Here is a 21,323-nt window from a genome sequence, read left to right as displayed (position 1 = left end):
CTTGCTCGCTAGTAGGGTCGAGAACAATGACAGTGGACGCCTCCTCTACCGACGATTCGACCGTCGGGGCGGGAGAGGAACTTCTGGCAATCGAGGCTGCGGTGGCCGCTGCCGAGTCGGTGCTCGCGCACCGTTTCGGCAGCGCGATCACGCTCGTGGACGCCGAGGAGCTCGCCGGCAGCGGGCCCGCCGTCGTGGTCAGGGCCAGGGTCTCCTCGTCCCCGTTCGCGCTGCCGCGCACGCTGGTCATCAAGCACTACCCCGGCGCGCCGGGGGCCGGTGAGGCCGACCCGTTCGCGCAGGAAGCGGCCAGCTACCAGCTGTTCACCGCGCTGCCGCCGGACGACCGCACCTGCCCCGAGCTGCTCGCCCACGACGCCGGGCAGCGCGTGCTGGTGATCGAGGACCTCGGCCGCGCGCCGACGCTGGAGGACAAGCTGTGCGGCTCCGACGCGCGGGCCGCGGAGACGGCGCTGCTGTCCTGGGCCCGCTCGCTCGGCAGGCTGCACTTCAGCACCGCCAGCCGGGAGGCCGACTTCAACGCGCTGCTGCGCAGGCTCGGGGGCCGCGCCAGGAACGTGGAGGGCTCGGGCAGCAGGACGGGCGTCGGCGACAGCACCGACACCACCCCGGTCGTCGCGTGCGCGCAGCTGCCGACCCTGCTGCAGGAGACCCTCGGCGTCACCACCTCCGAACCGGCGAGGGCCGCCGCCGAACGCGCCGCCGAGCAGTCCCGCTCGGCGTCCTACCGGGCGTTCAGCCCCGTCGACCTGTGGCCCGACAACAACCTGGTCACGGCCGAGGGCGTCCGGTTCCTCGACTTCGAGCGCGGCCGCGTGCGCAGCGCCCTCGTCGACGCCGCGCACCTGCGGGTGCCGTTCGCGACCAGCCCCGGCGCGCTCGCCCTGCCGCCCGGCATGAGCGAGGCGATGGTGGCGGCGTGGCGGGCCGAGGTCGCGGAGCTGTGGCCTGCCCTGGCCGACGACGACGAGCTGTCGGCGCACCTGCTCGACGCGGAGCTGCTGCTGGTGTGGCTGACCACGTGGGAGCTGCTGCCCACCCTGGCCGGCGTCCGGGAGGCCGCCCGCACGAGCAGGCCCGCCGCCCTCGTCACCCGGTGGCGCGAGCTGTCCGTGCACGCCGAGCGGGACGGTGACGCCGACGTGGCCGAGCACGCCGCCGCCGTCGCGGCGGCGCTCGACGCGCGCTTCGGGCCCGGCCTGGAGCTGGCGCTCTACCCGGCGTTCCGGTAGCCGCGGCGCGCGGCACCGACCATTCCCCGCGCCGTCCGCTCGGCGTTACCCGGGCATCATCGTGGGGGAGCCCGGATGGCCCATGGTGTCAGCCGTGAGCGACGACAGCGCGGGAATCCCGGACACCGCGATCACGGCGCGCAGGCTGGCCGTGCTCGGCGACTCCACGGCCGTCGGCCTCGGCGACCCGCTTCCGGACGGTCGCTGGCGCGGGGTCGGCCCACTGGTCGCCGGTGCGCTGGGGATCGCCCCGGACGGCTACCTCAACTGCTCCTTCACCGGCGCGCGCATGCGCTGCGTGCGCACCGAACAGCTGCCCGCCGCGCTCGCGCACCGCGCCGACGCGGCCGTGGTGATCGCGGGAATGAACGACACCCTGCGCTCGGACTTCGACCCCGCCGCGGTGGCGGCCGACCTCGGCCACGTGGTGACCGAACTGGCCGCCGCGGGCACGCTGACCGTCACCGTCCGCTTCCACGACCACGGCCGGGTGTTCCGGCTGCCCGGACCGCTCCGCCGCGCGCTGCGGACCCGCATCGACGCCCTCAACGCCGCCGTCGACACCGTCGTCGCACGGCACGGCGTGCCCTGCCTCGATCTGGGTGCCGTGCCGGGCGCCTACGAGCTGCGGGCGTGGAGCGTGGACCGGCTGCACCCGTCGGAGCTGGGGCACCGAATGCTCGCCCGGGGCGTCACCGCGCTCCTCGCCGACGCCGGCTACCGGGTGCCCGCTCCGGTGAGCCTCAGCTGTTCCGGCGGGGCGGCCGCGACCACCGCCGACCATGTCGCCTGGCTGGTGAGCAAGGGCGTGCCGTGGCTGTACCGGCGCGGCCGCGACCTCGTGCCGTACGCGGCGGGCATCATGCTGCGCGCCGCGGCGGAACGGGCCCGGCTGACCGGGGCCGGGCAGCGGCAGGCCACCCCCGCCCCGGCGCGGGAACTCCCCGACGAGCAGCGGATCCCCGGTCAGGCCGAGCTTCCCGCGCCCGCGGGCCTCTGACCGCGCCAGCCGTCCCCGCCGCCCGGCACGCGAACCCTGGCCGCGAGCCGTCCTGAGTGGCTCATGACATTCCACCCGCGCTGGCGGCGCCGACGGGCTCCCTGTCGGCGCCTCCGGCTACCGTCGAGGTGTGCACCAGGACGAACTCTTCACGGTGAACCCGGACGTGGCGCCCCCGCCGGAGCCGGTGCGGGACGCGGGACCCGCCCCCGTCCCGCCCGGCTCGCCGCTGGCCGTGCGGATGCGACCCCGGACCCTCGACGAGGTCGTCGGCCAGCAGCACCTGCTGGGTGAGGGCGCGCCGCTGCGCAGGCTCGTCGAGGGCGCCGCACCCGCGTCCGTGTTGCTCTACGGTCCGCCCGGCACCGGCAAGACGACGCTCGCCAACCTGGTGTCCACGGCGACCGGCCGCCGCTTCGTCGCGCTCTCCGCGCTGTCCGCGGGGGTGAAGGAGGTGCGCGGTGTGATCGAGGAGGCCCGGCGGCGCCGCCGGTACAACGCCGAGAACACGGTGCTGTTCATCGACGAGGTGCACCGGTTCTCCAAGACCCAGCAGGACGCGCTGCTCGGCGCCGTGGAGGACCGCACGGTCCTGCTCGTCGCCGCGACCACCGAGAACCCGTCGTTCTCGGTGGTGTCCCCGCTGCTGTCGCGCTCGCTCGTGCTGCAGCTGCGCCCGCTGACCGACGACGACGTGCGGGACCTCGTCCACCGGGCGCTCGCCGACGAGCGGGGCCTCGCCGGCGCGTTCACGCTCACCGCCGAGGCCGAGGACCACCTGGTGCGCCTCGCGTCCGGCGACGCCCGGCGCGCGCTCACGGCGCTGGAGGCGGCGGCCGACGCGGCGGCGGCCACCGCGCACCGCGAGATCGGGCTCGGCACCGTCGAGTCCACAGTGGACAAGGCGGCGGTCAGGTACGACCGGGACGGGGACCAGCACTACGACGTCATCAGCGCGTTCATCAAGTCGATCCGCGGTTCGGACGTGGACGCGGCACTGCACTACCTCGCGCGCATGATCGAGGCGGGGGAGGACCCGCGGTTCCTCGCCCGCAGGCTCGTCGTGCACGCGAGCGAGGACGTCGGGATGGCCGACCCGACGGCGCTGCAGTCCGCCGTCGCCGCCGCCCACGCCGTCCAGTTCATCGGCATGCCCGAGGGCAGGCTGGCGCTCGCGCAGGCCACCGTGCACCTGGCCACGGCGCCCAAGTCCAACGCCGTCATCACCGCCATCGACAACGCGCTCGCCGACGTCCGGGCGGGCCGGATCGGCACGGTGCCGCCGCACCTGCGCGACGGGCACTACGCGGGTGCGGCCGCGCTCGGCAACGCGCGGGGCTACCGCTACCCGCACGACGTGCCGGAAGGCGTGCTGCCCCAGCAGTACCCACCCGACGAACTGGTCGGCCGGGACTACTACCACCCGACCCAGCGCGGGACGGAGCGGACCCTCGCCGAGCGGGTACCCCGGCTGCGGCGCACGATCCGCGGCGAGACCGAGCGCGAGGAGCGCGCGTGACCTGCCCGGCGTGGCCGGTGGTGGGCGCCGGGTGACGGCAATCCAGGGTCGCCCGGCCGGGAAAGGGCGCGCGCGGTAGCCTGACCGGCAATCGCGCCGCCGGAGTTGGAGGAGGGAACGTGTCGGCAGGGCAGATCGCCGCGCTGATCGCCGCAGGCGCCTTCGTGCTGCTGGTGTTGTTGCTGGCGATCCCGTTGATCAAGCTCGGTCGCACCCTCGACGAGGCGACGATCGCGATCCGCAAGGCGCACGAGAACACCGACCCGCTGCTGCACGGGGCGAACGACACGATCACGCATGTCAACACCCAGCTGCAGCGGGTGGACGGCATCACGGCCAACGCGCAGACGGTGACCGGCAACGTGTCGGCGCTGTCGTCGGTGTTCACCGCGACGCTCGGCGGCCCGCTCGTCAAGACCGCCGCGTTGTCGTACGGCATCGGCAAGGCGGTCCGGGCGCGGCGCAGGAAGGACGCGGGCGACAGCGGCAAGCACACGCGCCGCGGGCTGAAGGGCGGCCGCCGATGAGGCGGCTGTTCTGGCTCGGCGTCGGCGTCGCCGCGGGCGTGGCCCTGTCCCGCAAGGCGACCGAAACCGCTCGTCAAGCAAGTCCCGCGGGGTTAGCCTCGAACCTGGGAGAGGCCATCAGCGAGCTGGCCGGGGCCCTGGGCGCGTTCGGTGCGGACGTCCGGGCCGGCATGACCGAGCGGGAGCAGGAGCTGAACGACGTGGTGGAGCAGCGCTCCGGGATCGCCCGCCGCACGGTGGCCCGGCGGGACGCGTCCGCGGGCAGGCACGCGGCGACCGCGCAGGCTCGGCGAGCGCGCCGGGCGGAGGGCTGAGCAGGACTCAGCGCCGCGCGCCCTCCGCCGCAGTGGCCGTCCCCGAACCCCGGCCCGGCGCACGAGCACGTGCCGCCAGGCCCCACCACAAGGAAGACCAGTGGAAACTCACGAGATCAACAAGCGCTTCCTGGACTACTTCGAGAAGCACGGGCACACCAAGGTGCCCAGCGCCTCGCTGATCCTGGACGACCCCACCCTGCTGTTCGTCAACGCGGGCATGGTGCAGTTCAAGCCCTACTTCCTGGGCGAGGTGCCACCGCCCTACCCGCGGGCGACGAGCGTGCAGAAGTGCGTGCGCACCGGCGACATCGACGAGGTCGGCAAGACCACGCGGCACAACACGTTCTTCCAGATGGCGGGCAACTTCTCGTTCGGCGACTACTTCAAGGAAGGCGCCATCGAGCGGGCCTGGGAGCTGATCACCACCGCGCAGGACGCGGGTGGCTTCGGCTTCGACCCGGACCGCATCTGGGTGACCGTCTACGAGAACGACTCCGAGGCCGCCGGGTTGTGGCGGGAGATCGCGGGCATCCCGTCCGAGCGGATCCAGTCGCGCGGCGGCAAGGACAACTACTGGGACATGGGCGTGCCCGGCCCCGGCGGTCCATGCTCGGAGATCTACTACGACCGCGGCCCGGAGTACGGCCGGGAAGGCGGGCCCGTCGTCGACGAGGACCGCTACCTGGAGATCTGGAACCTCGTCTTCATGCAGGACGAGCGTGGCGAGCTCAGCCCGAAGGAAGGCCACCCGCCGGTCGGCGAGCTGCCGAAGAAGAACATCGACACCGGCATGGGCGTCGAGCGCGTGGCCTACCTGCTGCAGGGCGTGGCCAACGTCTACGAGACCGACCTGGTCCGCCCGGTCATCAGCAGGGCGGAGGAGTTCTCCGGCCGCCGCTACGGCACCGACCACGCCGACGATGTCCGGTTCCGGGTCATCGCCGACCACGCCAGGTCCGGGGTGATGCTGATCGGCGACGGCGTCACCCCCGGCAACGAGGCCCGTGGCTACGTGCTGCGCAGGCTGCTGCGCCGGATCGTGCGTTCCGTGCGGCTGCTCGGCGTGCACGAACCGGTCCTGCCGGAGTTCGCCGCGGTCGTGCGCGACGCGATGGCGCCGTCGTACCCGGAGATCGCGCGCGACTTCGACCGGATCAGCGACGTGATGCGTGCGGAGGAGGAGACGTTCCTCGCCACGCTCACCAGCGGGTCGAAGATCTTCGACCTCGCCGCCGAGGAGACCAAACGCTCCGGCGGTTCCGTGCTGGCCGGGGACAAGGCGTTCCAGCTGCACGACACCTACGGGTTCCCGATCGACCTGACCCTCGAGATGGCGGCCGAGCAGGGCCTGTCCGTCGACGAGGACGGCTTCCGGACCCTCATGGAGGAGCAGCGGCAGCGGGCCAAGGCCGACGCCGCCGCCCGCAAGGCGGGGCACGGCGACCTTTCGGTGTACCGGCAGCTGCTCGAGGACCACGGCGAGACCCAGTTCCTCGGCTACACGGACCTGCAGGCCACGGCCAGGGTGATCGGGCTGCTGTCGGGCGGGGAGCCGGTGCGCAGCGTCCGCGAGGGCGGCAAGGCGGAGCTGATCCTCGACCGCACGCCGTTCTACGCGGAGAGCGGTGGCCAGATCGCCGACACCGGCGTTCTGCTCGGGCACGGGGTCGAGCTGCGGGTGCACGACGTGCAGAAGCTGGTGCCCGGCCTGTTCGTGCACCGCGTCGAGGTGCTCGCCGGTGAGGTGGGCCTCGACACCGAGCTCACCGCGTCGGTCGACGCCACCCGGCGCGCGTCGATCGCGCGCTCGCACTCCGCCACCCACCTCGTGCACGCCGCGGTGCGCGGCGCGTACGGCAGGCGCGCCGCCCAGGCCGGATCGCTGAACTCGCCGGGACGCATGCGGTTCGACTTCACCACCCCCGGTGCGGTGTCGGCCGACGTGCTCACCGAGGTCGAGGAGGAGGTCAACGACTACCTGCAGACCGACGTCGAGGTGCAGGCCTACACCACGACCAAGGACAAGGCGCTCGAGATGGGCGCGATCGCCCTGTTCGGCGAGAAGTACGGCAACGACGTCCGGGTGGTCGACATGGGCGACTACTCGCGCGAGCTCTGCGGTGGCACCCACGTCGAGCGCATCGGCCAGCTCGGCCTCGTGAAGCTGGTCGGCGACTCGTCGATCGGCTCCGGCGTGCACCGGGTCGAGGCGCTCGTCGGGCAGGACGCGCTGCGGTACGTCCGCAAGGAGCAACTGCTGGTGTCGCAGCTGGCGAACACGCTCAAGGTGCCCACCGAGCAGCTGCCGTCCCGGATCGACGACATGGTCACCCGGCTGCGCAACGCCGAGCGGGAGATCGAGCAGCTGCGGGTGCAGCAGGTGCTGTCGTCCGCCGGCTCGCTGGCCGACAAGGCACAGGACGTGGGCGGGATCGCGCTCGTCGCCGAGCGGATCGCCGAGGGCGTCGACGCGTCCGGTCTGCGGGCGCTGGCCGGTGAGGTCCGCAACCGGCTCGGCTCGCGGCCAGGTGTGGTGGCGTTGTTCGCGCCGTCCGGCGAGAAGCTGAGCTTCGTCGTGGCCACCACCGCGGCCGCGCGGGACCGCGGGCTCGCCGCGGGCAAGCTGGTGCCCGCCTTCGCCGAGGCCGTCGGTGGCCGCGGCGGCGGCAAGCCGGACATGGCACAGGGCGGCGGCAGCAAACCGGGCGGAATCGACCAGGCCATCACCGCGCTGCGGGCCGCGGTCGGCGCCGCGCCCACGGGGTGAGCGACGCGGCGAAGCCGGACCGGCCCGGGGCGGACGACCCCGGGGCCGGCCGGCGATTGGGCATCGATGTCGGTTCTGTCCGGGTCGGGGTCGCGCTGAGCGATCCGGCGCCGATCCTCGCCACGCCGCTCGCTACGCTGTCGCGTGATGCGGACAACGACAGTGACGTCCATGAGTTGGCCCGGCTCGTCGTTGAGCACGAGGTGGTCGAGGTGATCGTGGGACTGCCGAGGACGCTGGCGGACCGGCACGGTGCGGCCGCCACGACCGCGAGCGACTACGCCCGGCGGGTGGCGGAGCGCATCGTCCCGGTGCCGGTGCGGCTGGCCGACGAGCGGCTCACCACGGTGAGCGCGAGCCGGATGCTGTCCCAGCGGGGCGTCCGCGGCCGCAAGCAGCGAGCGGTGGTGGACCAGGCCGCCGCCGTGGAGATCCTGCAGGGCTGGCTCGACGCGCGGAACGCGGCGATCGCGAGGGGAGCCGGCTCGTGACCGATCCCTACGACCGGTACCCCAGCAGGCCGCGGATGCGGCCACCGCAGCGCCCGCCGCAGGCCGAGCCGCCGCCGGGGCGGCCCGCTCCCGGGGAGCCGCCGCCGGTCCCCCCGCGCCGCCCGCCCGGCCGCCCGCCGCGGCACGTGGCTCCCGAGCCGGGACCGGGCACGTTCGGGCAGCGTCAGCCGGGCGACGTGCCTCCCGGTGCGCACCCGGAGCGGCCCGCCCGGCCGCCGGTGCGCCCACCGGAAGCGGGGCCGCGCAGGCGGCGCAGGCCGCCGAACGACGGCGTGCCACCGGACGAGAACCCCACCGACGTCCTCGACCTCGGGCAGGACCTGTTCGCCGACGCCGACCCGCGGGACGACGAGTACGACGACCTCGTCGACGAGGAGATCACCGGCCGCTACTACGGCGGCGTGAACGACGCTGACGCCGACGACGGCGACGGCGAGGACGACGACGAGGACGGCTTCTTCGACGACGAGCGCGCGGAGCCCGAGTACTTCGGGGACGACCGCGACGACCGGCGCCCGCGCCGCCGCGGCAGGCGCCTGCTCGGCTGGGTGGCCGCGCTCGCGGTCATCGCCCTGCTCGGCGCGGGTGCGTTCTACGGTGCCCGCGAGCTGCTCGGCTTCGGCTACGACGACTACGAGGGCGCGGGGGAGCGGGACGTCGTGCTCCAGGTGGAGGACGGCGACTCCACCCGCGCGATCGGCGTCAAGCTGACGGAGCTGGACGTGGTGGCCAGCACCGAGGCGTTCATCACCGCGAGCCAGGAGGACGAGCGGATCCTCGGCATCCAGCCCGGCTTCTACGTCGTCAAGACCAAGATGTCCGGTGCGAACGCGGTGGAACGGCTCGTCCAGCCCGACGCCAGGGTGGGTGAGCTGCAACTGAGGCCGGGCACCCAGCTCGACGACATCGAGCAGCCCGACGGCACGGTCGTCGACGGTGTCTTCACACAGTTGTCCAAGGCATCGTGCGCCGAGCTGAACGGGGAGAGCACCTGCGTGCCGGTGAAGCGGCTGCGCGAGGTGGCCGCCACCACGGATCTCGCGGAGCTCGGCGTGCCGGAGTGGGCGGTCGCCGACGCGTCGAAGGCGCCGGAGGGCCGCAAGCTGGAGGGCATGATCGCGCCCGGCGTCTACGACGTGAAACCCGGCTGGGACGCGCGGACCCTGTTGAGCCACGTGCTGGAGACCTCGACCACGCGCCTGCAGGCCGCTGGGCTGCCCGACGCGGCCGGCGCGAGCGGCTTCAGCCCGTACGAGGTGCTGGTGATCGCGTCGCTGATCGAGCGGGAGGCGGTGAAGGCCGACTTCGAGAAGGTCTCGCGGGTGATCTACAACCGGCTCGACCAGGGCTGGAAGCTGGAGATGGACTCCACCGTCAACTACGTGCTGGACCGGCCCGCCGTCCGGACCTCCGCCGCCGACCGCGCCAAGGCGGGGCCGTACAACACCTACGCGGTCAGGGGACTTCCGCCGACGCCGATCTCGGCGCCGAGCAAGGAGGCGATCATCGCGGCGGAGAAACCGGCCGACGGTGACTGGATGTTCTTCGTCAAGTGCGAGGAGAACGGGCTGTCCTGCTTCTCCACCACCCTGGAGGAGCACCAGGCCAACGTCGACGACGCGATCCGGCGCGGTGTCTTCTGAGCCGGTGCGCCGCGCGGCCGTGCTCGGCAGCCCCGTGGCGCATTCCCTGTCGCCCGTGCTGCACGAGGCCGCCTACCGGGCGCTCGGGCTGCCCGGCTGGAGCTACGACCGGGTGGAGGTCGACGCCGAGGGCCTGCCCGGGTTCGTGAGCGGGCTCGGGCCGGAGTGGGTGGGCCTTTCGGTCACGATGCCCGGAAAGCGGGCCGCGCTGCGGTGCGCGGCGGAGTCGACCCCCCGCGCCCGGCTGGTCGGCGCGGCCAACACCCTGGTGCGGCTGGGCTCCGGCGGCTGGCGGGCCGACTGCACCGACGTGGACGGGGTGGTCGGCGCCCTGCGCGCGGCCGGTGGGTTCGTACCCGGCGGCCGTACCGGGGTGGTGCTGGGGGCCGGTGGCACGGCCGCCGCCGTGGTCGCCGCGCTCGCCGATCTCGGGGTGACCGACGTCCGGCTGGTGGTGCGCGAGCCCGCGCGGGCGACGGAGACGGCCACCTCGGCGGAGCGGGCCGGTCTCGGCGTGCGGGTGCTGCGCTGGGCCGAGGTGGACTTCGCGGGACTGGCCGCCGAGGCGGCGGTGCTGGTGAGCACCGTGCCGCCGGATGCCGTGCGGCCGCATCGTGCCGAGCTCGCGGCCGCGCCGTGCGTGCTCGACGTGATCTACCACCCGTGGCCGACGCCGCTGGCGGACGCGGTGCGCGAACGTGGCGGCCGCCTCGCCACCGGGCTGGACATGTTGCTGCACCAAGCTTTCGGGCAGGTGGAGCAGTTCACCGGGCGTCCCGCGCCGCGCGCCGCGATGCGGGACGCCCTGCGGGAGGCCACGGACCGGATCCTGCCGTTGCCGATCGGCTGAGACGACACAGGAGCGCCCATGCCCGGACCGGCCGAGTACCGCGCGCGGCTGCGAGCCGACTGCGCGCGCTGCGTCGGGCTGTGCTGTGTGGCTCCGGCGTTCACCAGGTCGGCGGATTTCGCCCTCGACAAGCCGGCCGGTGAGCCGTGTCCGAACCTCCGGGCCGACTTCGCGTGCTCCATCCACGACTCGCTGCGCGAACGGGGTTTCGCGGGCTGCGCCGTGTTCGACTGCTTCGGGGCGGGGCAGCACGTCGTCCAGGTGACGTTCGCCGGGAGCGACTGGCGCACCGGCCCGGAGACCGCCGGCCGCATGTTCGCCGTGTTCGGCGTCCTGCGTGACCTCCACGAACTGCTCTGGTACCTCAACGAGGCGCTCGCGCTGGAGGCGGCCCGGCCGGTGCACGCCGAGCTGCGCCGGATGTTCGCCGAGACGGAGCGACTGACCGGGCTCGGCGCCGGCGCGCTGGCGCGCCTCGAGGTGGACGCGCACCGCGCGGAGGCCAACGTCGCGCTGCGGCGAGCGAGCGAGCTCGCCAGGGCCGGAACGCGGGGTCCCGAGCTGCGGGGCGCCGACCTGCTCGGCGAGGACTTCCACGGAGCCGGCCTGCGGGGCGCCTGCCTGCGCGGCGCCCGGCTGCTGGGTGCCGACCTCACCGGTGCGGATCTGGACCGGGCCGATCTCACCGGCGCCGACCTGCGGGGCGCCGACCTGAGCCGGGCCGCGCTCGCGGACGCGCTCTTCCTCACCCAGCCGCAGCTGGACTCGGCCCGCGGCGACGGCGCCACGACGCTGCCACCGTGGCTCACCCGGCCCGCGCACTGGACGGCACATCCGGCGCGGTCCGGGCGGCGGCCACGACCGGGCGGCCGCTGAGGCACGGTCACCGGCGAGCGGTCCCCGGTTCAGTCGATGACCGCGGTGGCTTCGACCTCGACGAGGTGGTCGGGGACGTCCAGCGCGGCGACGCCCAGCAGCGTGGCCGGGGGCACGGGAGTGGTGCCCAGCTTCGCCGCCGCCCGGGAGATCCCCTCCAGCAGCGCGGACATCTTCTCGGGGGCCCAGTCGACGACGTAGACGGTCAGTTTGGCCACGTCGTCGAAGGATCCGCCGGCCGCGGCCAGGGCGGTGCCGACGTTGAGGTAGCACTGCTCGACCTGCGCGGCGAGGTCGCCTTCCCCGACGGTGGTGCCGTCGGCGTCCCAGGCGACCTGCCCGGCGATGAAGACCAGCCTCGTCCCCGAGGCGACCGACACCTGCCGGTAGACCTCGGTCTCGGGCAACCCGGCGGGGTTCACCAGGGTGATGGCCATGCTGCCTGCCTTCCTCGTCCGGGCGCCCGTGGGCCACGGCGCCCGGACCAGTGGTTTCTTGCGGTTACCCGGAAACCATAGGAGAGTGTTGGCTGCCGTGGAAGAACGCACTTTGTCGTGACGGGGGAACCTGATGGTGACCAAGCGGTTCCGGGACTCGCCCGGGCAAGCCGACCTCAGGCGCGCGGACTCGCTGGCGCGGGAGATCTTCTCGGATGTCGCCAACAAGTGGGCCTTGCTCATCATCGAGGCCCTCGGTGCGGGCACGCTGCGCTTCAGCGAGTTGCGCGACGAGGTCGAGGGCATCAGCCACAAGATGCTCACCCAGAACCTGCGCATGATGGAGCGCAACGGCCTGGTCGAGCGAACGGTGCATCCCACCGTGCCGCCGCGGGTCGAGTACACCCTCACCGAACCGGGACGAGCCCTGCGGGCGACGGTCGGCGGAATGTGCGACTGGACCCACCGGTACCTCGGCCACATCGAGGCGGCCCGCCGCCGCGCCGACGTCTGACGGCCACCAGGTCCCGATCACCGTCGCGGAGCGTTCCCGGCTAGCGTGTGGCCTCCGGCGGCCGCCACCTGACTGGGAGGTTCCGACATGGCCAGCAAGTTCACCGAGCTCGCGATCGACTGTGCCGATCCCCGCGGTCTCGCCCGGTTCTGGTGCTCGGTCCTCGGCTACGAGGTGCAGGACGACGACGGCGAAGTCGTCACCATCGGCTCGCCCCGGGTGCCGGAGGGCAGGAACCGTCCCGGCCCGGTGCCCCCGACGCTGACCTTCGCGCACGTGCCCGAGGGCAAGACCGGCAAGAACAGGCTCCATCTCGACGTCAACCCCACCGACCGGGAGCAGGCCGACGAGGTCCGTCGCCTGCTCGACCTGGGTGCCCGGCACGCCGACGTCGGCCAGGGCGACGCGAGCTGGGTCGTCCTCGCCGACCCGGAGGGCAACGAGTTCTGCGTCCTCGCGGACCGTTGCCCCTGAACCCGGCCGCTCCCGCGCCGCCGCCACCGGGGCGCGGATAACAGTTCACCTCGTGCTCATGTCGGGGCCCGTTGTCCCGCCTAGGGTGTCGGCGTGACTCGCAGACGTGTGCTCCTGCCGGCGCTGGCCGCCGTGCTCGCCCTGACCGCCCTGCCCGTCCCCGCCGGTGCCACGCCGGGGCCCGAGATCCGGTTCGCGACGTTCAACGCCTCGCTGAACCGCGGCGCGGAGGGTGAGCTGCTCGCCGACCTGTCCACCCCGGACGACCCGCAGGCCCGCGAGGTCGCCGAGGTGATCCATCGCAACCGGCCGGACGTGCTGCTGCTCAACGAGTTCGACTATGTGGCGGGCGGTGCCGCCGCCGACGCGTTCCGGGACAACTACCTGGAGGTCGGCCAGAACGGTGCCCGGCCCATCGACTACCCGTACGCGTTCGCCGCCCCGGTCAACACCGGTGTGCCCACCGGCTTCGACCTCGACCACGACGGCACCGTCGGCGGCGGCAACGACGCGCACGGCTTCGGGCTGTTCGAGGGGCAGTACGGGATGCTGGTGCTCTCGCGGTACCCGATCGACGCGGAGCACGTCCGGACGTTCCAGCGGTTCCGGTGGAAGGACATGCCCGGCGCGCTGCTCCCGGACGACCCGGCCACGCCGGCCCCGGCCGACTGGTACTCGCCCGAGGTGCTCGACGTGCTGCGCCTGTCGTCGAAGTCGCACTGGGACGTGCCGGTCCGCATCGGCCGCCGCACCGTGCACTTCCTGACCGCGCACCCGACGCCGCCCACCTTCGACGGTGCCGAGGACCGCAACGGCACCCGCAACCACGACGAGATCCGGTTCTGGGCCGACTACGTCACCCCCGGACGGGGCGGCTACGTCTACGACGACCAGGGCAGGCGGGGCGGCCTCCCGGCGGGCGCCCGGTTCGTGATCGCGGGCGACTACAACTCCGACCCGGTGGACGGCGACAGCGTGCCCGGCTCGATCGGCAGGCTGCTCGGCGCGCCACGCGTGCACGACACCCGGCCCGCCAGCCTCGGCGGCGTGGTCGCGGCGCACGAGCAGGGCGGTGCCAACGCGGAGCACGAGGGTTACCCGTGGTTCGACACCGCCGACTTCAACGACGCCGCGCCCGGCAACCTCCGCGTCGACTACGTGCTGCCGTCCCGGGGGCTCGTCGTGCGGGGCGGCGCCGTCTACTGGCCGGTGCCCGGCACGCCGCTGGCCCGGCTCAACGACGCCTCCGACCACCACCTGGTCCGGGTGGACGTGCTCGTGCCCTAGTGCTGGGCCGCGGAGAGACGCGCTGAACCTTTCTTGGTGGGGCACTAGCGTGGGGCCATGCGCATCGCCATCCTCGACGACTACCAGAACGTCGCCCTCGAGCTCGCCGACTGGGACTCGCTCGGCGCGGAGGTCGAGGTGTTCACCGAGCACGTCGCCGACCGCGACGAGCTGGTCCGGCGGCTCGCCGGGTGCGAGGTGGTCGTCGCGATGCGCGAGCGCACGCCGTTCCCCGCGGCACTCCTGGAACGGCTGCCCGACCTGCGGCTGCTGGTGACCACCGGGCCCCGCAACGCGTCCATCGACCTGGCGGCGGCCGAGCGGCTCGGCATCGTCGTGTGCGGAACGGGCTACCTGCCGCACCCGACCGCCGAGCACACGTGGGCGCTGATCCTGGCCGCGATGCGGAACCTGCCCGTGGAGGAACGGTCGGTGCGCGAGGGGGGCTGGCAGCGCACCGTCGGCCGCGGCTTGCACGGCGCGACACTCGGCCTGCTCGGTCTGGGCCGGCTCGGCTCGCGGGTGGCGCGGATCGGGCAGGCCTTCGGCATGCGCACGATCGCGTGGAGCCGGCACCTCACGCCCGAACGGGCCGCCGAGCACGACGTCACCGCGGTGTCCGAGGAGGAGCTGCTGCGCACCGCCGACGTGCTCTCGATCCACCTGGTCCTGAGCGAGCGTACCCGGGGACTGCTCGGCGCGGAGGAGCTGGCCCTGCTCAAGCCGACCGCGTTGCTGGTCAACACGTCACGCGGGCCGATCGTCGACGAGACGGCGCTGGTGACCGCCCTGCGCGAAGGCCGCATCGGGGGCGCGGCGCTCGACGTGTACGACGTCGAGCCGCTGCCCGCCGACCACCCGCTGCGGTCGCTGCCGAACACCGTGCTCACCCCGCACATCGGGTACGTGACGCGGGACCTGTACGAGGTGTTCTACCGCGACGCCGTCGAGGACATCGCCGCCTACCAGGCGGGGGAGCCGGTGCGCGTCCTGCGCCCCTGACCGCTCACGATCCGCGCAGCTCGGTGAGCACCGCGTCGGTGAACGCGGGCCACGCCTCGGCGGCCCACGGGCCGAAATCGCGGTCGGCGAGAGCAGCACAGGCCGCGCCCGCGTCCGGGTCCACCCACAGGAAGGTGCCCGACTGTCCGAAGTGGCCGAACGTGCGCGGCGAGCTGAGCGAACCCGTCCAGTGCGGGCTCTTGCCGTCCCGGATCTCGAAGCCGAGGCCCCAGTCGTTCGGTTTCTGGTGCCCGAAGCCGGGCAGCACCCCGGTCACGCCGGGAAAGGCCACCTCCGTGGCGGTCCCGAGGGTGTCCGGGGAGAGCAGCTTCGGCCGCTGCAGCTCGGCGGCGAACAGCACCAGGTCGTCCAGCGTGGACACCGCACCCGCGCCGGGCGAGCCCTCCAGCCGGGTGTTCGTCATCCGCAGCGGGGCGAACAGCGCCTCGTCCTGGTAGTCGCGGAAGGCGATGCCCGAATGCTCGGCCAGCGCGTCGGCGAGCTGCTCGAAGCCCGCGTTCGAGTACATCCTGCGCTGTCCCGGTGGCGCCATCACCCGGTGTTCGTCGAACGCGAGTCCGGCCGTGTGCGCCAGCAGGTGCCGGATCGTGGCGCCCTCCGGCCCGGCCGGGGTGTCGAGCTCCACCACGCCCTCCTCGACCGCGATCAGCGTGGTGTACGCGGTGAACAGCTTGGTGACCGACGCCAGCCGGAACACCCGGGCGCCGTCGCCGTGCCTGCCCAGCACGGTGCCGTCGGCGCTCACCACCGCCGCGGCGGCGTTGTCCACAGGCCACTGGTCGATCAAGCGCACGCTGTCCATGACCCCCACCCTACGAAAGGGCTGGAGCTCACGGGGTGGCCAGGTGCGTGGCGAACCAGTCCGCCGCCAGTCCGGCCACCTGTTCCAGCGCGCCGGGCTCCTCGAACAGGTGGGTGGCGCCGGGCACCACCTCGATCCGCGACGGCCCGCCGAGCCGCTCCGCGGCCTGCTCGTTGAGCCGCAGCACCTGGTGGTCGTGCTCACCGACCACCAGCTGCACCGGGCAGCGGACGCTGGGCAGCGCCTCGCCCGCGAGATCGGGGCGGCCGCCCCGGGAGACCACGGCCCGCACCCGCTCGGGGCGCCGGGCGGCCGCGACCAGCGCTGCCGCCGCGCCCGTGCTGGCGCCGAACAGCCCCAGCGGCAGCCGGGCGGTGGTCTCGTGCTCCGCGAGCTCGTCGACGGCCTCGACCAGGCGCCCGGCGAGCAGCGGCACGTCGAAGCGCAGCTCGCGCGTCCGTGCGTCCACCTGCTCCTCGTCCGGGCTGAGCAGGTCGAACAGCAGCGTCGCGAGCCGGTTGTCCTGCAGGGTCCTGGCCACGGCCACGTTGCGCGGGCTGAGCCGGGAGCTGCCCGAACCGTGTGCGAAGGCGACCACGCCTGCCGCGTCGGCCGGCACGGTCAGGTCCCCGCGCAGCGCCGCGGTTTCTGTGGTGACGACGAAGGGTGCGGTCATGGTTCACTCCCCGCCGCGACGGTCACGGGCGTCCTCGAGGATGCGGACGACCTCCTCGTCCGTGGTCTGCCGGAAGTCGGCGTACCACTGGCCGACGGCGCGGAACTCCGCGGGCTCGCTCGCGCAGATCACCTCATCGGCCTCGGCACGCAGGCTCGCCGCCGCCTGGGTGGCGCACACCGGAGCGGCGAGCACGATCCGGCGGGGGTGGTCCGCCCGCACCGCCCGGAGCGCCGCGGTGGCGGTCACGCCGGTGGCGAGGCCGTCGTCGACCACGATCACGTCCCGTCCCTCGAGCGACTCGGGGTCCCGGCCCCGCTGGTAGCGGTCGACGCGGCGGCGCGCCTCCGCGCGCTCCTCCGCGCACGCCCGGTCGAGGTCCGGGCGCGTCAGGCCGAGCATGGTCGTGCTGCGCTCGTCGTAGATCGCGGGTCCGTGCGCGGTGACCGCCCCGATGCCGAACTCCGGGTGACCGGGCGCGCCGATCTTGCGGGCCACCGTGACGTCCAGCGGCGCGCCGAGCTCGGCGGCGATCTCGGCGGCGACCGGGACACCGCCCCTGGCGAGGCCGAGCACCACGGGCCGGGCCCAGTCCCGGTCCCGCAGCAGCTCGGCGAGCCGCCGTCCCGCGTCCCGCCGGTCGGCGAAAGTCTCGTTCACGGTCGTGGTCCAGCGCGTCATGGGCTGACCTCCCGTCTGCACGCGTCTCAGCCGGGTTCGCCCCGGCGTTTGCGGTGGATGACCCAGGCCAGGTCGATCGCGCTGCCGACGGCGAGGACGCCCAGCAGCGCCGTTCCCCACAGCACGCCGGTGAACGCGAACAGGACGGCCCCGCCGATGCTCAGCACGATCGCGACCGACGCCAGCACGATGCGCAGGGTGAGTGCGCTGTAGGCCGGGGCGGCGCCCCCGAAGCCGCCCGTCGGGTCGTGGTAGTCGGGCAGGCCGCGCGCGTACTCCTCGCGGGTGCGCGGCTCACCGTGCCGTCGCCTCATGACCGGGGGATACCCGGGCGCACCTGGGCTCACACGCGAAAGCGGCTCCCCGGCGAGGGACGCCGGGGAGCCGCTTCGGCCCTGCTTCAGTCGCTTCCGTCCAGGTCGCTGGCGATGAGCTCGGCCACCGCGTCGAGGGCTTCCTGGGCGCCCTCGCCCTCGGCGGAGAGCACCACCTCGTCACCGTGGCCCGCGCCGAGCGTCATCAGGTTCAGCACGCTGCCCGCCGGAACCGGCGTGCCGCCGTTCCTGGCGATGGTGACGGGCACCGCCTGCGCGGCGGCCGTCTTCGCCACGAGGGCGGCGGGCCGGGCGTGCAGGCCGACCTTGCTGGCCACCGTGACCGTTCGCTGCGGCATGGCTGCTACTCCTCCTTCGGCTTGGCGCCGGAGGAGGACTTCTCCTCGGCCGGATCCCTGGGCGTCTCCGCGGCCACGATCTCCTCGTCCTCCTCGCGGCCCGGCGTGCGCATGTTCCACTTCGTGATGACGAACCGGAAGAGGAAGTAGTAGATCGCGGCGTAGACCAGGCCGATCGGGATGAGCAGCCACGCCTTGCTCGCCGCGGGCGCCCCGGCGTTGAGCAGGAAGTCGATGGCGCCCGCGGAGAACGAGAACCCGAGGTGAATGTCCAGCGCGTTGACGATCGCCAGCGAGAGACCGGTGAGCACCGCGTGGATGAGGTACAGCGGCCACGCGACGAACATGAACGAGAACTCGAGCGGCTCGGTGACACCGGTGATGAACGACGTCAGCGCGCCCGCGACCATGATGCCGCCGACGATCTTCTTCTGGCTCGGCCGCGCCGACTGCCAGATCGCCAGCGCCGCGGCGGGCAGGGCGAACATGAAGATCGGGAAGAACCCGGCCATGAAGATGCCGGCTTCCGGGTCGCCGGCGAAGAAGTTGTTGATGTCGCCGCCGTCGAAGATGAACCACACCGGCACGTTGAGCAGGTGGTGCAGGCCCAGCGGGATCAGCAGCCGGTTGAGCGTGCCGTAGAGGCCGCCGCCGATCACCGCGTCGCTGGTGACGGCCTCGCCGATGTTCTGCATGGCCGCGTCGATGACCGGGAAGATGAGCCCGAACACCACGCCGAGCAGCAGCAGTGCGACCGCGTTGATGATCGGCACGAACCGCCGCCCGCCGAAGAACGCCAGGTACTGCGGCAGCTTGACGCGATGGAACCGTTCCCACAGCTTGGCTGTCACCAGGCCGACGATGACGCCGGAGAGCACGCTGTAGGGCCATTTGGTGGGTGCCAGATACCAGCCCGCACTGGCTTCGGGGTCGAAACCCTCCAGGGAGTCGATGGGGGCGAAGACCTGGACCACCTTGTTGAAGACCACCCAGCCGACCACGGCCGCGACGGCGGTGGAGCCGTCGCCCTTGCGGGCGAAGCCGATCGCGATACCGACGGCGAAGATCAGCGGCAGGAAGTCGAACAGCCCGCCGCCCGCGGCGGCCAGCACGGCCGCGATGTCCTCGGTGGCCGGCCAGCGGCCGAGCATGTCGCCCTGGCCGAACCGCAGCAGCAGACCGGCGGCGGGAAGGGTGGCGATGGGCAGCATCAGGCTGCGGCCGAAGCGCTGGAGACCCGCCAGCCCTTTGCCTTTACCCTTCGATCCCGCCGCCGTGGTGGGGGCGCTCATCGGGTACCTCCATGTTTCGGAAGGTGGCCGGAATCCGGGGCACTCCGGTCCAGTTGCATGGTCACCTGGTAGTGATCTCCCCGGTACCAGGACGTCATGTCCTCCACCGGCTCCCCGCGCACGCTGGAGACCCTGCGGAAGACGAGGAGCGGGCTGCCGGCGCGGATCCCCAGCAGCCGGGCGGTCTCCCGGTCGGCGGACTCGGCCCAGACGGTCTGCCACGCCCGGTCGAAGCGGATGCCGTAGCGTTCCGCCAGCTGCGCGTAGAGCGACTGGGCCAGGTCCAGCTCGAGGAAGCCGGGCACCGCGCGGGGGTGGTACCAGCCGCGTTCGACGGCGAGTGGCACCCCGTCCGCGCGGCGCAGGCGGTGCAGGCGGAACGCGGGATCCCGCCCGTCGAGCCCGAGCGCGCCCGCCGTCGCGGCGGGCGGCCGTGCCCTGGCCGCGGTGAGCACCTCGGTGGTGGGCAGCAGCCCGCGGCGGCGCATGTCCGCGGTGAACGACATGAGGTAGAGCTGCAGCTCCATCCGCTTGCTCGCCGTGAACGTGCCCTTGCCGCGCACCCGGGAGAGCAGCCCCTCGTCCACGAGCCTCCCGATCGCCGAGCGCACGGTGAGCCGGGAGACGCCGTAGCGCTCCGCGAGCTCGCGTTCGGACGGGATCGGGGCACCCGGCGGGAGCTCCCGCTCCACGATCCGGCGCAGGATCTCCCGCAGCTGAGCGTGTTTGGGCGTGGGCCCGTCCACGACCCGGTCCACGGGGACGGAGGTACCGGTGAGCGAATCCATCGGCGCCTCCATGCTCGCGTCGACCGGCGAATATTGGTACGTTCCGGTCTAGACCATTTGCTGATGGGGCAGAATGCTCCGCTACCCGATCGGGTGTCAACCACCGTTACGGGTTCGTGTTCCGTAACCCAGAGATTCAGGAGGCCGCGATGGCGGACGACAGGCCGGAGAAGATCCTTGCGGCGCTCGGCGGCGCGGACAACGTGCTCGACATCGAAGGCTGCATCACGCGGCTGCGGTGCGAGCTGGAGGACGGGTCCGTCGTCGACGAGGCGGCGCTGAAGAAGGCGGGGGCGCACGGCGTGGTGCGGGCGGGCGACGTCGTGCAGGTCATCGTCGGACCGGAGGCCGACACGATCGCCTCGGACATCCAGGACCTGATGTGACGCTGGCGGTGCACAGCCCGGTGGCGGGCACGACGATACCGCTCGGTGAGGTGCCGGATCCGGTCTTCGCGCAGGCGATGGTGGGCCCGGGCGTCGCGGTCCGGCCGGAGGGCGGCCGTGCCGACGCCGTGGCTCCCATCGACGGGACGGTCGCGACGTTGCATCCGCACGCGTTCGTCGTCGCCGCGGACGACGGCCGGGCGGTGCTCGTGCACCTGGGCATCGACACGGTCAAGCAGCAGGGTGAGGGGTTCTCGCTGCACGTGGTGCAGGGCGAGTCGGTACGCGCCGGGCAGCCCGTCGTGAGCTGGGACCCCGACGCCGTGACGGCCGCGGGCTACTCGCCGGTCGTGCCGGTGATCGCGCTCGACGCGACGGACGGCACCCTCACCGCGCCGGGCCCCGGCGCGGCGGTCTCGGCGGGCGACGAGCTGTTCACCTGGTCCGGCTGACGGGGCGGCCCCGCAGGCCGGACCAGGTGCGCCGGGTCAGGCCGTGACGATCCGGCCGTTCTCGATCTTCACGTTGATCGGTGGGAGCGGTTCGGTGGCGGGGCCGTTCTTCACCTCGCCGGTGAAGGCGTCGAACAGCGAGCCGTGGCACGGGCACTTCAGCTCCGTGCCCTCGGGCTGCACCGTGCAGCCCTGATGGGTGCACACGGCGCTGAAGCCCGCGACGGTCGACTCGTCCTGCCGGGAGACGATCGCCTCGGCGCCGTCGGGCGTGGTGACGGACTTCGCCTCGCCGACCGGCACCTCGCTCACCGAGGCCAGTGCCTGTCCGCTCGGCGGCGCCGGGCTGGCGCCGCCCGCGTCGCCTCCGGAGGCCGCGGGGTCGCTTCCGGTTCCGCTGTCGCCGCAGGCCGCGAGGGTCACGCCCCCGACGGCGGCGCCCGCGATGGCGGCTCCGGTGGTGAGCACGGTGCGACGGGTGTGGGATTGGGCAGTCATGTGTCTGGACACGAGACGGCCACGAGCCCGGTTCAATCGCGAGGAGAATTGAACCCGGCCGGGGCCCCTCCCGTGT

The 21,323-nt window shown here is 73.3% G+C and carries 25 protein-coding genes; 16 read left to right on the top strand and 9 right to left on the bottom strand.

Translation table 11 applies throughout. From position 1 onward, the window contains the following. Window positions 1-26 precede the first annotated feature (26 nt). From B0I33_RS20445 to B0I33_RS20400, 10 genes are all read left to right on the top strand, one after another. Window positions 27-1,253, top strand: coding sequence for a phosphotransferase (locus tag B0I33_RS20445; protein WP_106180431.1), 1,227 nt, complete (start codon window positions 27-29; stop codon window positions 1,251-1,253). A gap of 82 nt (window positions 1,254-1,335) precedes the next feature. Next, on the top strand, window positions 1,336-2,253 hold the full coding sequence (locus B0I33_RS20440) for an SGNH/GDSL hydrolase family protein (RefSeq protein WP_106180430.1): 918 nt from the start codon (window positions 1,336-1,338) through the stop codon (window positions 2,251-2,253). Between the two features lie 130 nt (window positions 2,254-2,383). Beyond that, window positions 2,384-3,772 (top strand): replication-associated recombination protein A, encoded by a 1,389-nt coding sequence (locus tag B0I33_RS20435; protein WP_106180429.1) that lies wholly within the window; start codon window positions 2,384-2,386, stop codon window positions 3,770-3,772. Between the two features lie 119 nt (window positions 3,773-3,891). Beyond that, window positions 3,892-4,299 carry a DUF948 domain-containing protein gene (locus B0I33_RS20430; protein WP_106180428.1) on the top strand — a complete coding sequence of 136 codons (408 nt, stop codon included), beginning with the start codon at window positions 3,892-3,894 and terminating at the stop codon, window positions 4,297-4,299. Then, window positions 4,296-4,613, top strand: a complete 318-nt coding sequence (locus B0I33_RS20425; RefSeq protein ID WP_106180427.1) for a hypothetical protein — start codon at window positions 4,296-4,298, stop codon at window positions 4,611-4,613. Before B0I33_RS20430 ends, B0I33_RS20425 begins: the two co-directional genes overlap by 4 nt. A gap of 100 nt (window positions 4,614-4,713) precedes the next feature. Then, window positions 4,714-7,383 carry an alanine--tRNA ligase gene (gene alaS, locus B0I33_RS20420; protein ID WP_106180426.1) on the top strand — a complete coding sequence of 890 codons (2,670 nt, stop codon included), beginning with the start codon at window positions 4,714-4,716 and terminating at the stop codon, window positions 7,381-7,383. Beyond that, window positions 7,380-7,874, top strand: coding sequence for a Holliday junction resolvase RuvX (gene ruvX, locus B0I33_RS20415; RefSeq protein ID WP_106180425.1), 495 nt, complete (start codon window positions 7,380-7,382; stop codon window positions 7,872-7,874). Before alaS ends, ruvX begins: the two co-directional genes overlap by 4 nt. After that, window positions 7,871-9,538 carry an endolytic transglycosylase MltG gene (gene mltG / locus B0I33_RS20410; protein WP_342750079.1) on the top strand — a complete coding sequence of 556 codons (1,668 nt, stop codon included), beginning with the start codon at window positions 7,871-7,873 and terminating at the stop codon, window positions 9,536-9,538. The genes ruvX and mltG overlap by 4 nt, the downstream gene beginning before the upstream one ends. A 4-nt stretch (window positions 9,539-9,542) precedes the next feature. Further along, window positions 9,543-10,388: a shikimate dehydrogenase gene (locus B0I33_RS20405; RefSeq protein WP_245900860.1), complete on the top strand. Its 846-nt coding sequence runs from the start codon at window positions 9,543-9,545 to the stop codon at window positions 10,386-10,388. An 18-nt stretch (window positions 10,389-10,406) separates the two neighbouring features. Continuing rightward, complete coding sequence (locus B0I33_RS20400) at window positions 10,407-11,264, top strand: pentapeptide repeat-containing protein (protein ID WP_106180423.1); 858 nt, start codon at window positions 10,407-10,409, stop codon at window positions 11,262-11,264. Between the two features lie 29 nt (window positions 11,265-11,293). On the opposite strand, the gene B0I33_RS20395 is transcribed toward B0I33_RS20400, so the two are convergent. After that, window positions 11,294-11,701, bottom strand: a complete 408-nt coding sequence (locus B0I33_RS20395; protein WP_106180422.1) for a RidA family protein — start codon at window positions 11,699-11,701, stop codon at window positions 11,294-11,296. 133 nt (window positions 11,702-11,834) lie between these two features. On the opposite strand from B0I33_RS20395, the gene B0I33_RS20390 reads away from it, so the two are divergent. From B0I33_RS20390 to B0I33_RS20375, 4 genes are all read left to right on the top strand, one after another. Next, entirely contained in the window at window positions 11,835-12,215 is a 381-nt protein-coding gene (locus B0I33_RS20390) for a winged helix-turn-helix transcriptional regulator (protein ID WP_106180421.1), read from the top strand. A gap of 87 nt (window positions 12,216-12,302) precedes the next feature. Continuing rightward, the gene (locus B0I33_RS20385; protein WP_106180420.1) at window positions 12,303-12,689 is read left to right on the top strand and encodes a VOC family protein; all 387 of its coding nucleotides are present in this window, start codon (window positions 12,303-12,305) and stop codon (window positions 12,687-12,689) included. Between the two features lie 93 nt (window positions 12,690-12,782). Beyond that, window positions 12,783-13,976 carry an endonuclease/exonuclease/phosphatase family protein gene (locus B0I33_RS20380; RefSeq protein ID WP_425440499.1) on the top strand — a complete coding sequence of 398 codons (1,194 nt, stop codon included), beginning with the start codon at window positions 12,783-12,785 and terminating at the stop codon, window positions 13,974-13,976. Between the two features lie 57 nt (window positions 13,977-14,033). After that, complete coding sequence (locus tag B0I33_RS20375; protein ID WP_106180418.1) at window positions 14,034-14,978, top strand: D-2-hydroxyacid dehydrogenase family protein; 945 nt, start codon at window positions 14,034-14,036, stop codon at window positions 14,976-14,978. 4 nt (window positions 14,979-14,982) lie between these two features. Here the strand turns inward: B0I33_RS20375 and B0I33_RS20370 are convergent, their stop codons facing one another. The 7 genes from B0I33_RS20370 to B0I33_RS20340 form a co-directional block, all read right to left on the bottom strand. Next, window positions 14,983-15,801: a serine hydrolase domain-containing protein gene (locus tag B0I33_RS20370; RefSeq protein WP_106180417.1), complete on the bottom strand. Its 819-nt coding sequence runs from the start codon at window positions 15,799-15,801 to the stop codon at window positions 14,983-14,985. A gap of 28 nt (window positions 15,802-15,829) precedes the next feature. Continuing rightward, window positions 15,830-16,477 (bottom strand): dienelactone hydrolase family protein, encoded by a 648-nt coding sequence (locus B0I33_RS20365; protein ID WP_106180416.1) that lies wholly within the window; start codon window positions 16,475-16,477, stop codon window positions 15,830-15,832. Window positions 16,478-16,480: 3 nt separating this feature from the next. After that, on the bottom strand, window positions 16,481-17,158 hold the full coding sequence (locus B0I33_RS20360; protein ID WP_106180415.1) for a phosphoribosyltransferase: 678 nt from the start codon (window positions 17,156-17,158) through the stop codon (window positions 16,481-16,483). Window positions 17,159-17,184: 26 nt separating this feature from the next. Continuing rightward, a complete protein-coding gene (locus tag B0I33_RS20355) occupies window positions 17,185-17,472 on the bottom strand; it encodes a DUF6343 family protein (RefSeq protein ID WP_106180414.1) in 288 nt (95 codons plus the stop codon). Window positions 17,473-17,558: 86 nt separating this feature from the next. Beyond that, the gene (locus B0I33_RS20350; protein WP_106180413.1) at window positions 17,559-17,831 is read right to left on the bottom strand and encodes an HPr family phosphocarrier protein; all 273 of its coding nucleotides are present in this window, start codon (window positions 17,829-17,831) and stop codon (window positions 17,559-17,561) included. Window positions 17,832-17,836: 5 nt separating this feature from the next. Next, entirely contained in the window at window positions 17,837-19,123 is a 1,287-nt protein-coding gene (locus B0I33_RS20345) for a PTS transporter subunit EIIC (RefSeq protein WP_106180412.1), read from the bottom strand. Continuing rightward, window positions 19,120-19,911 carry a GntR family transcriptional regulator gene (locus B0I33_RS20340; RefSeq protein WP_106180411.1) on the bottom strand — a complete coding sequence of 264 codons (792 nt, stop codon included), beginning with the start codon at window positions 19,909-19,911 and terminating at the stop codon, window positions 19,120-19,122. The genes B0I33_RS20345 and B0I33_RS20340 overlap by 4 nt, the downstream gene beginning before the upstream one ends. A 149-nt stretch (window positions 19,912-20,060) precedes the next feature. Between B0I33_RS20340 and B0I33_RS20335 the strand changes: the two genes are divergently transcribed. Both B0I33_RS20335 and B0I33_RS20330 read left to right on the top strand, forming a co-directional pair. Then, window positions 20,061-20,297: a PTS sugar transporter subunit IIB gene (locus B0I33_RS20335; RefSeq protein ID WP_106180410.1), complete on the top strand. Its 237-nt coding sequence runs from the start codon at window positions 20,061-20,063 to the stop codon at window positions 20,295-20,297. Beyond that, on the top strand, window positions 20,294-20,749 hold the full coding sequence (locus B0I33_RS20330) for a PTS sugar transporter subunit IIA (RefSeq protein ID WP_106180409.1): 456 nt from the start codon (window positions 20,294-20,296) through the stop codon (window positions 20,747-20,749). Before B0I33_RS20335 ends, B0I33_RS20330 begins: the two co-directional genes overlap by 4 nt. A gap of 36 nt (window positions 20,750-20,785) precedes the next feature. On the opposite strand, the gene B0I33_RS20325 is transcribed toward B0I33_RS20330, so the two are convergent. Then, window positions 20,786-21,247 carry a Rieske (2Fe-2S) protein gene (locus B0I33_RS20325; protein WP_106180408.1) on the bottom strand — a complete coding sequence of 154 codons (462 nt, stop codon included), beginning with the start codon at window positions 21,245-21,247 and terminating at the stop codon, window positions 20,786-20,788. Window positions 21,248-21,323 lie beyond the last annotated feature (76 nt).

Origin of the sequence: Prauserella shujinwangii (assembly GCF_003001955.1) — a bacterium.
GTDB lineage: Bacteria > Actinomycetota > Actinomycetes > Mycobacteriales > Pseudonocardiaceae > Qaidamihabitans > Qaidamihabitans shujinwangii.
The sequence above is the reverse complement of the archived record's forward strand: the minus strand, read 5'-3'. Positions and strand labels throughout refer to the sequence as shown.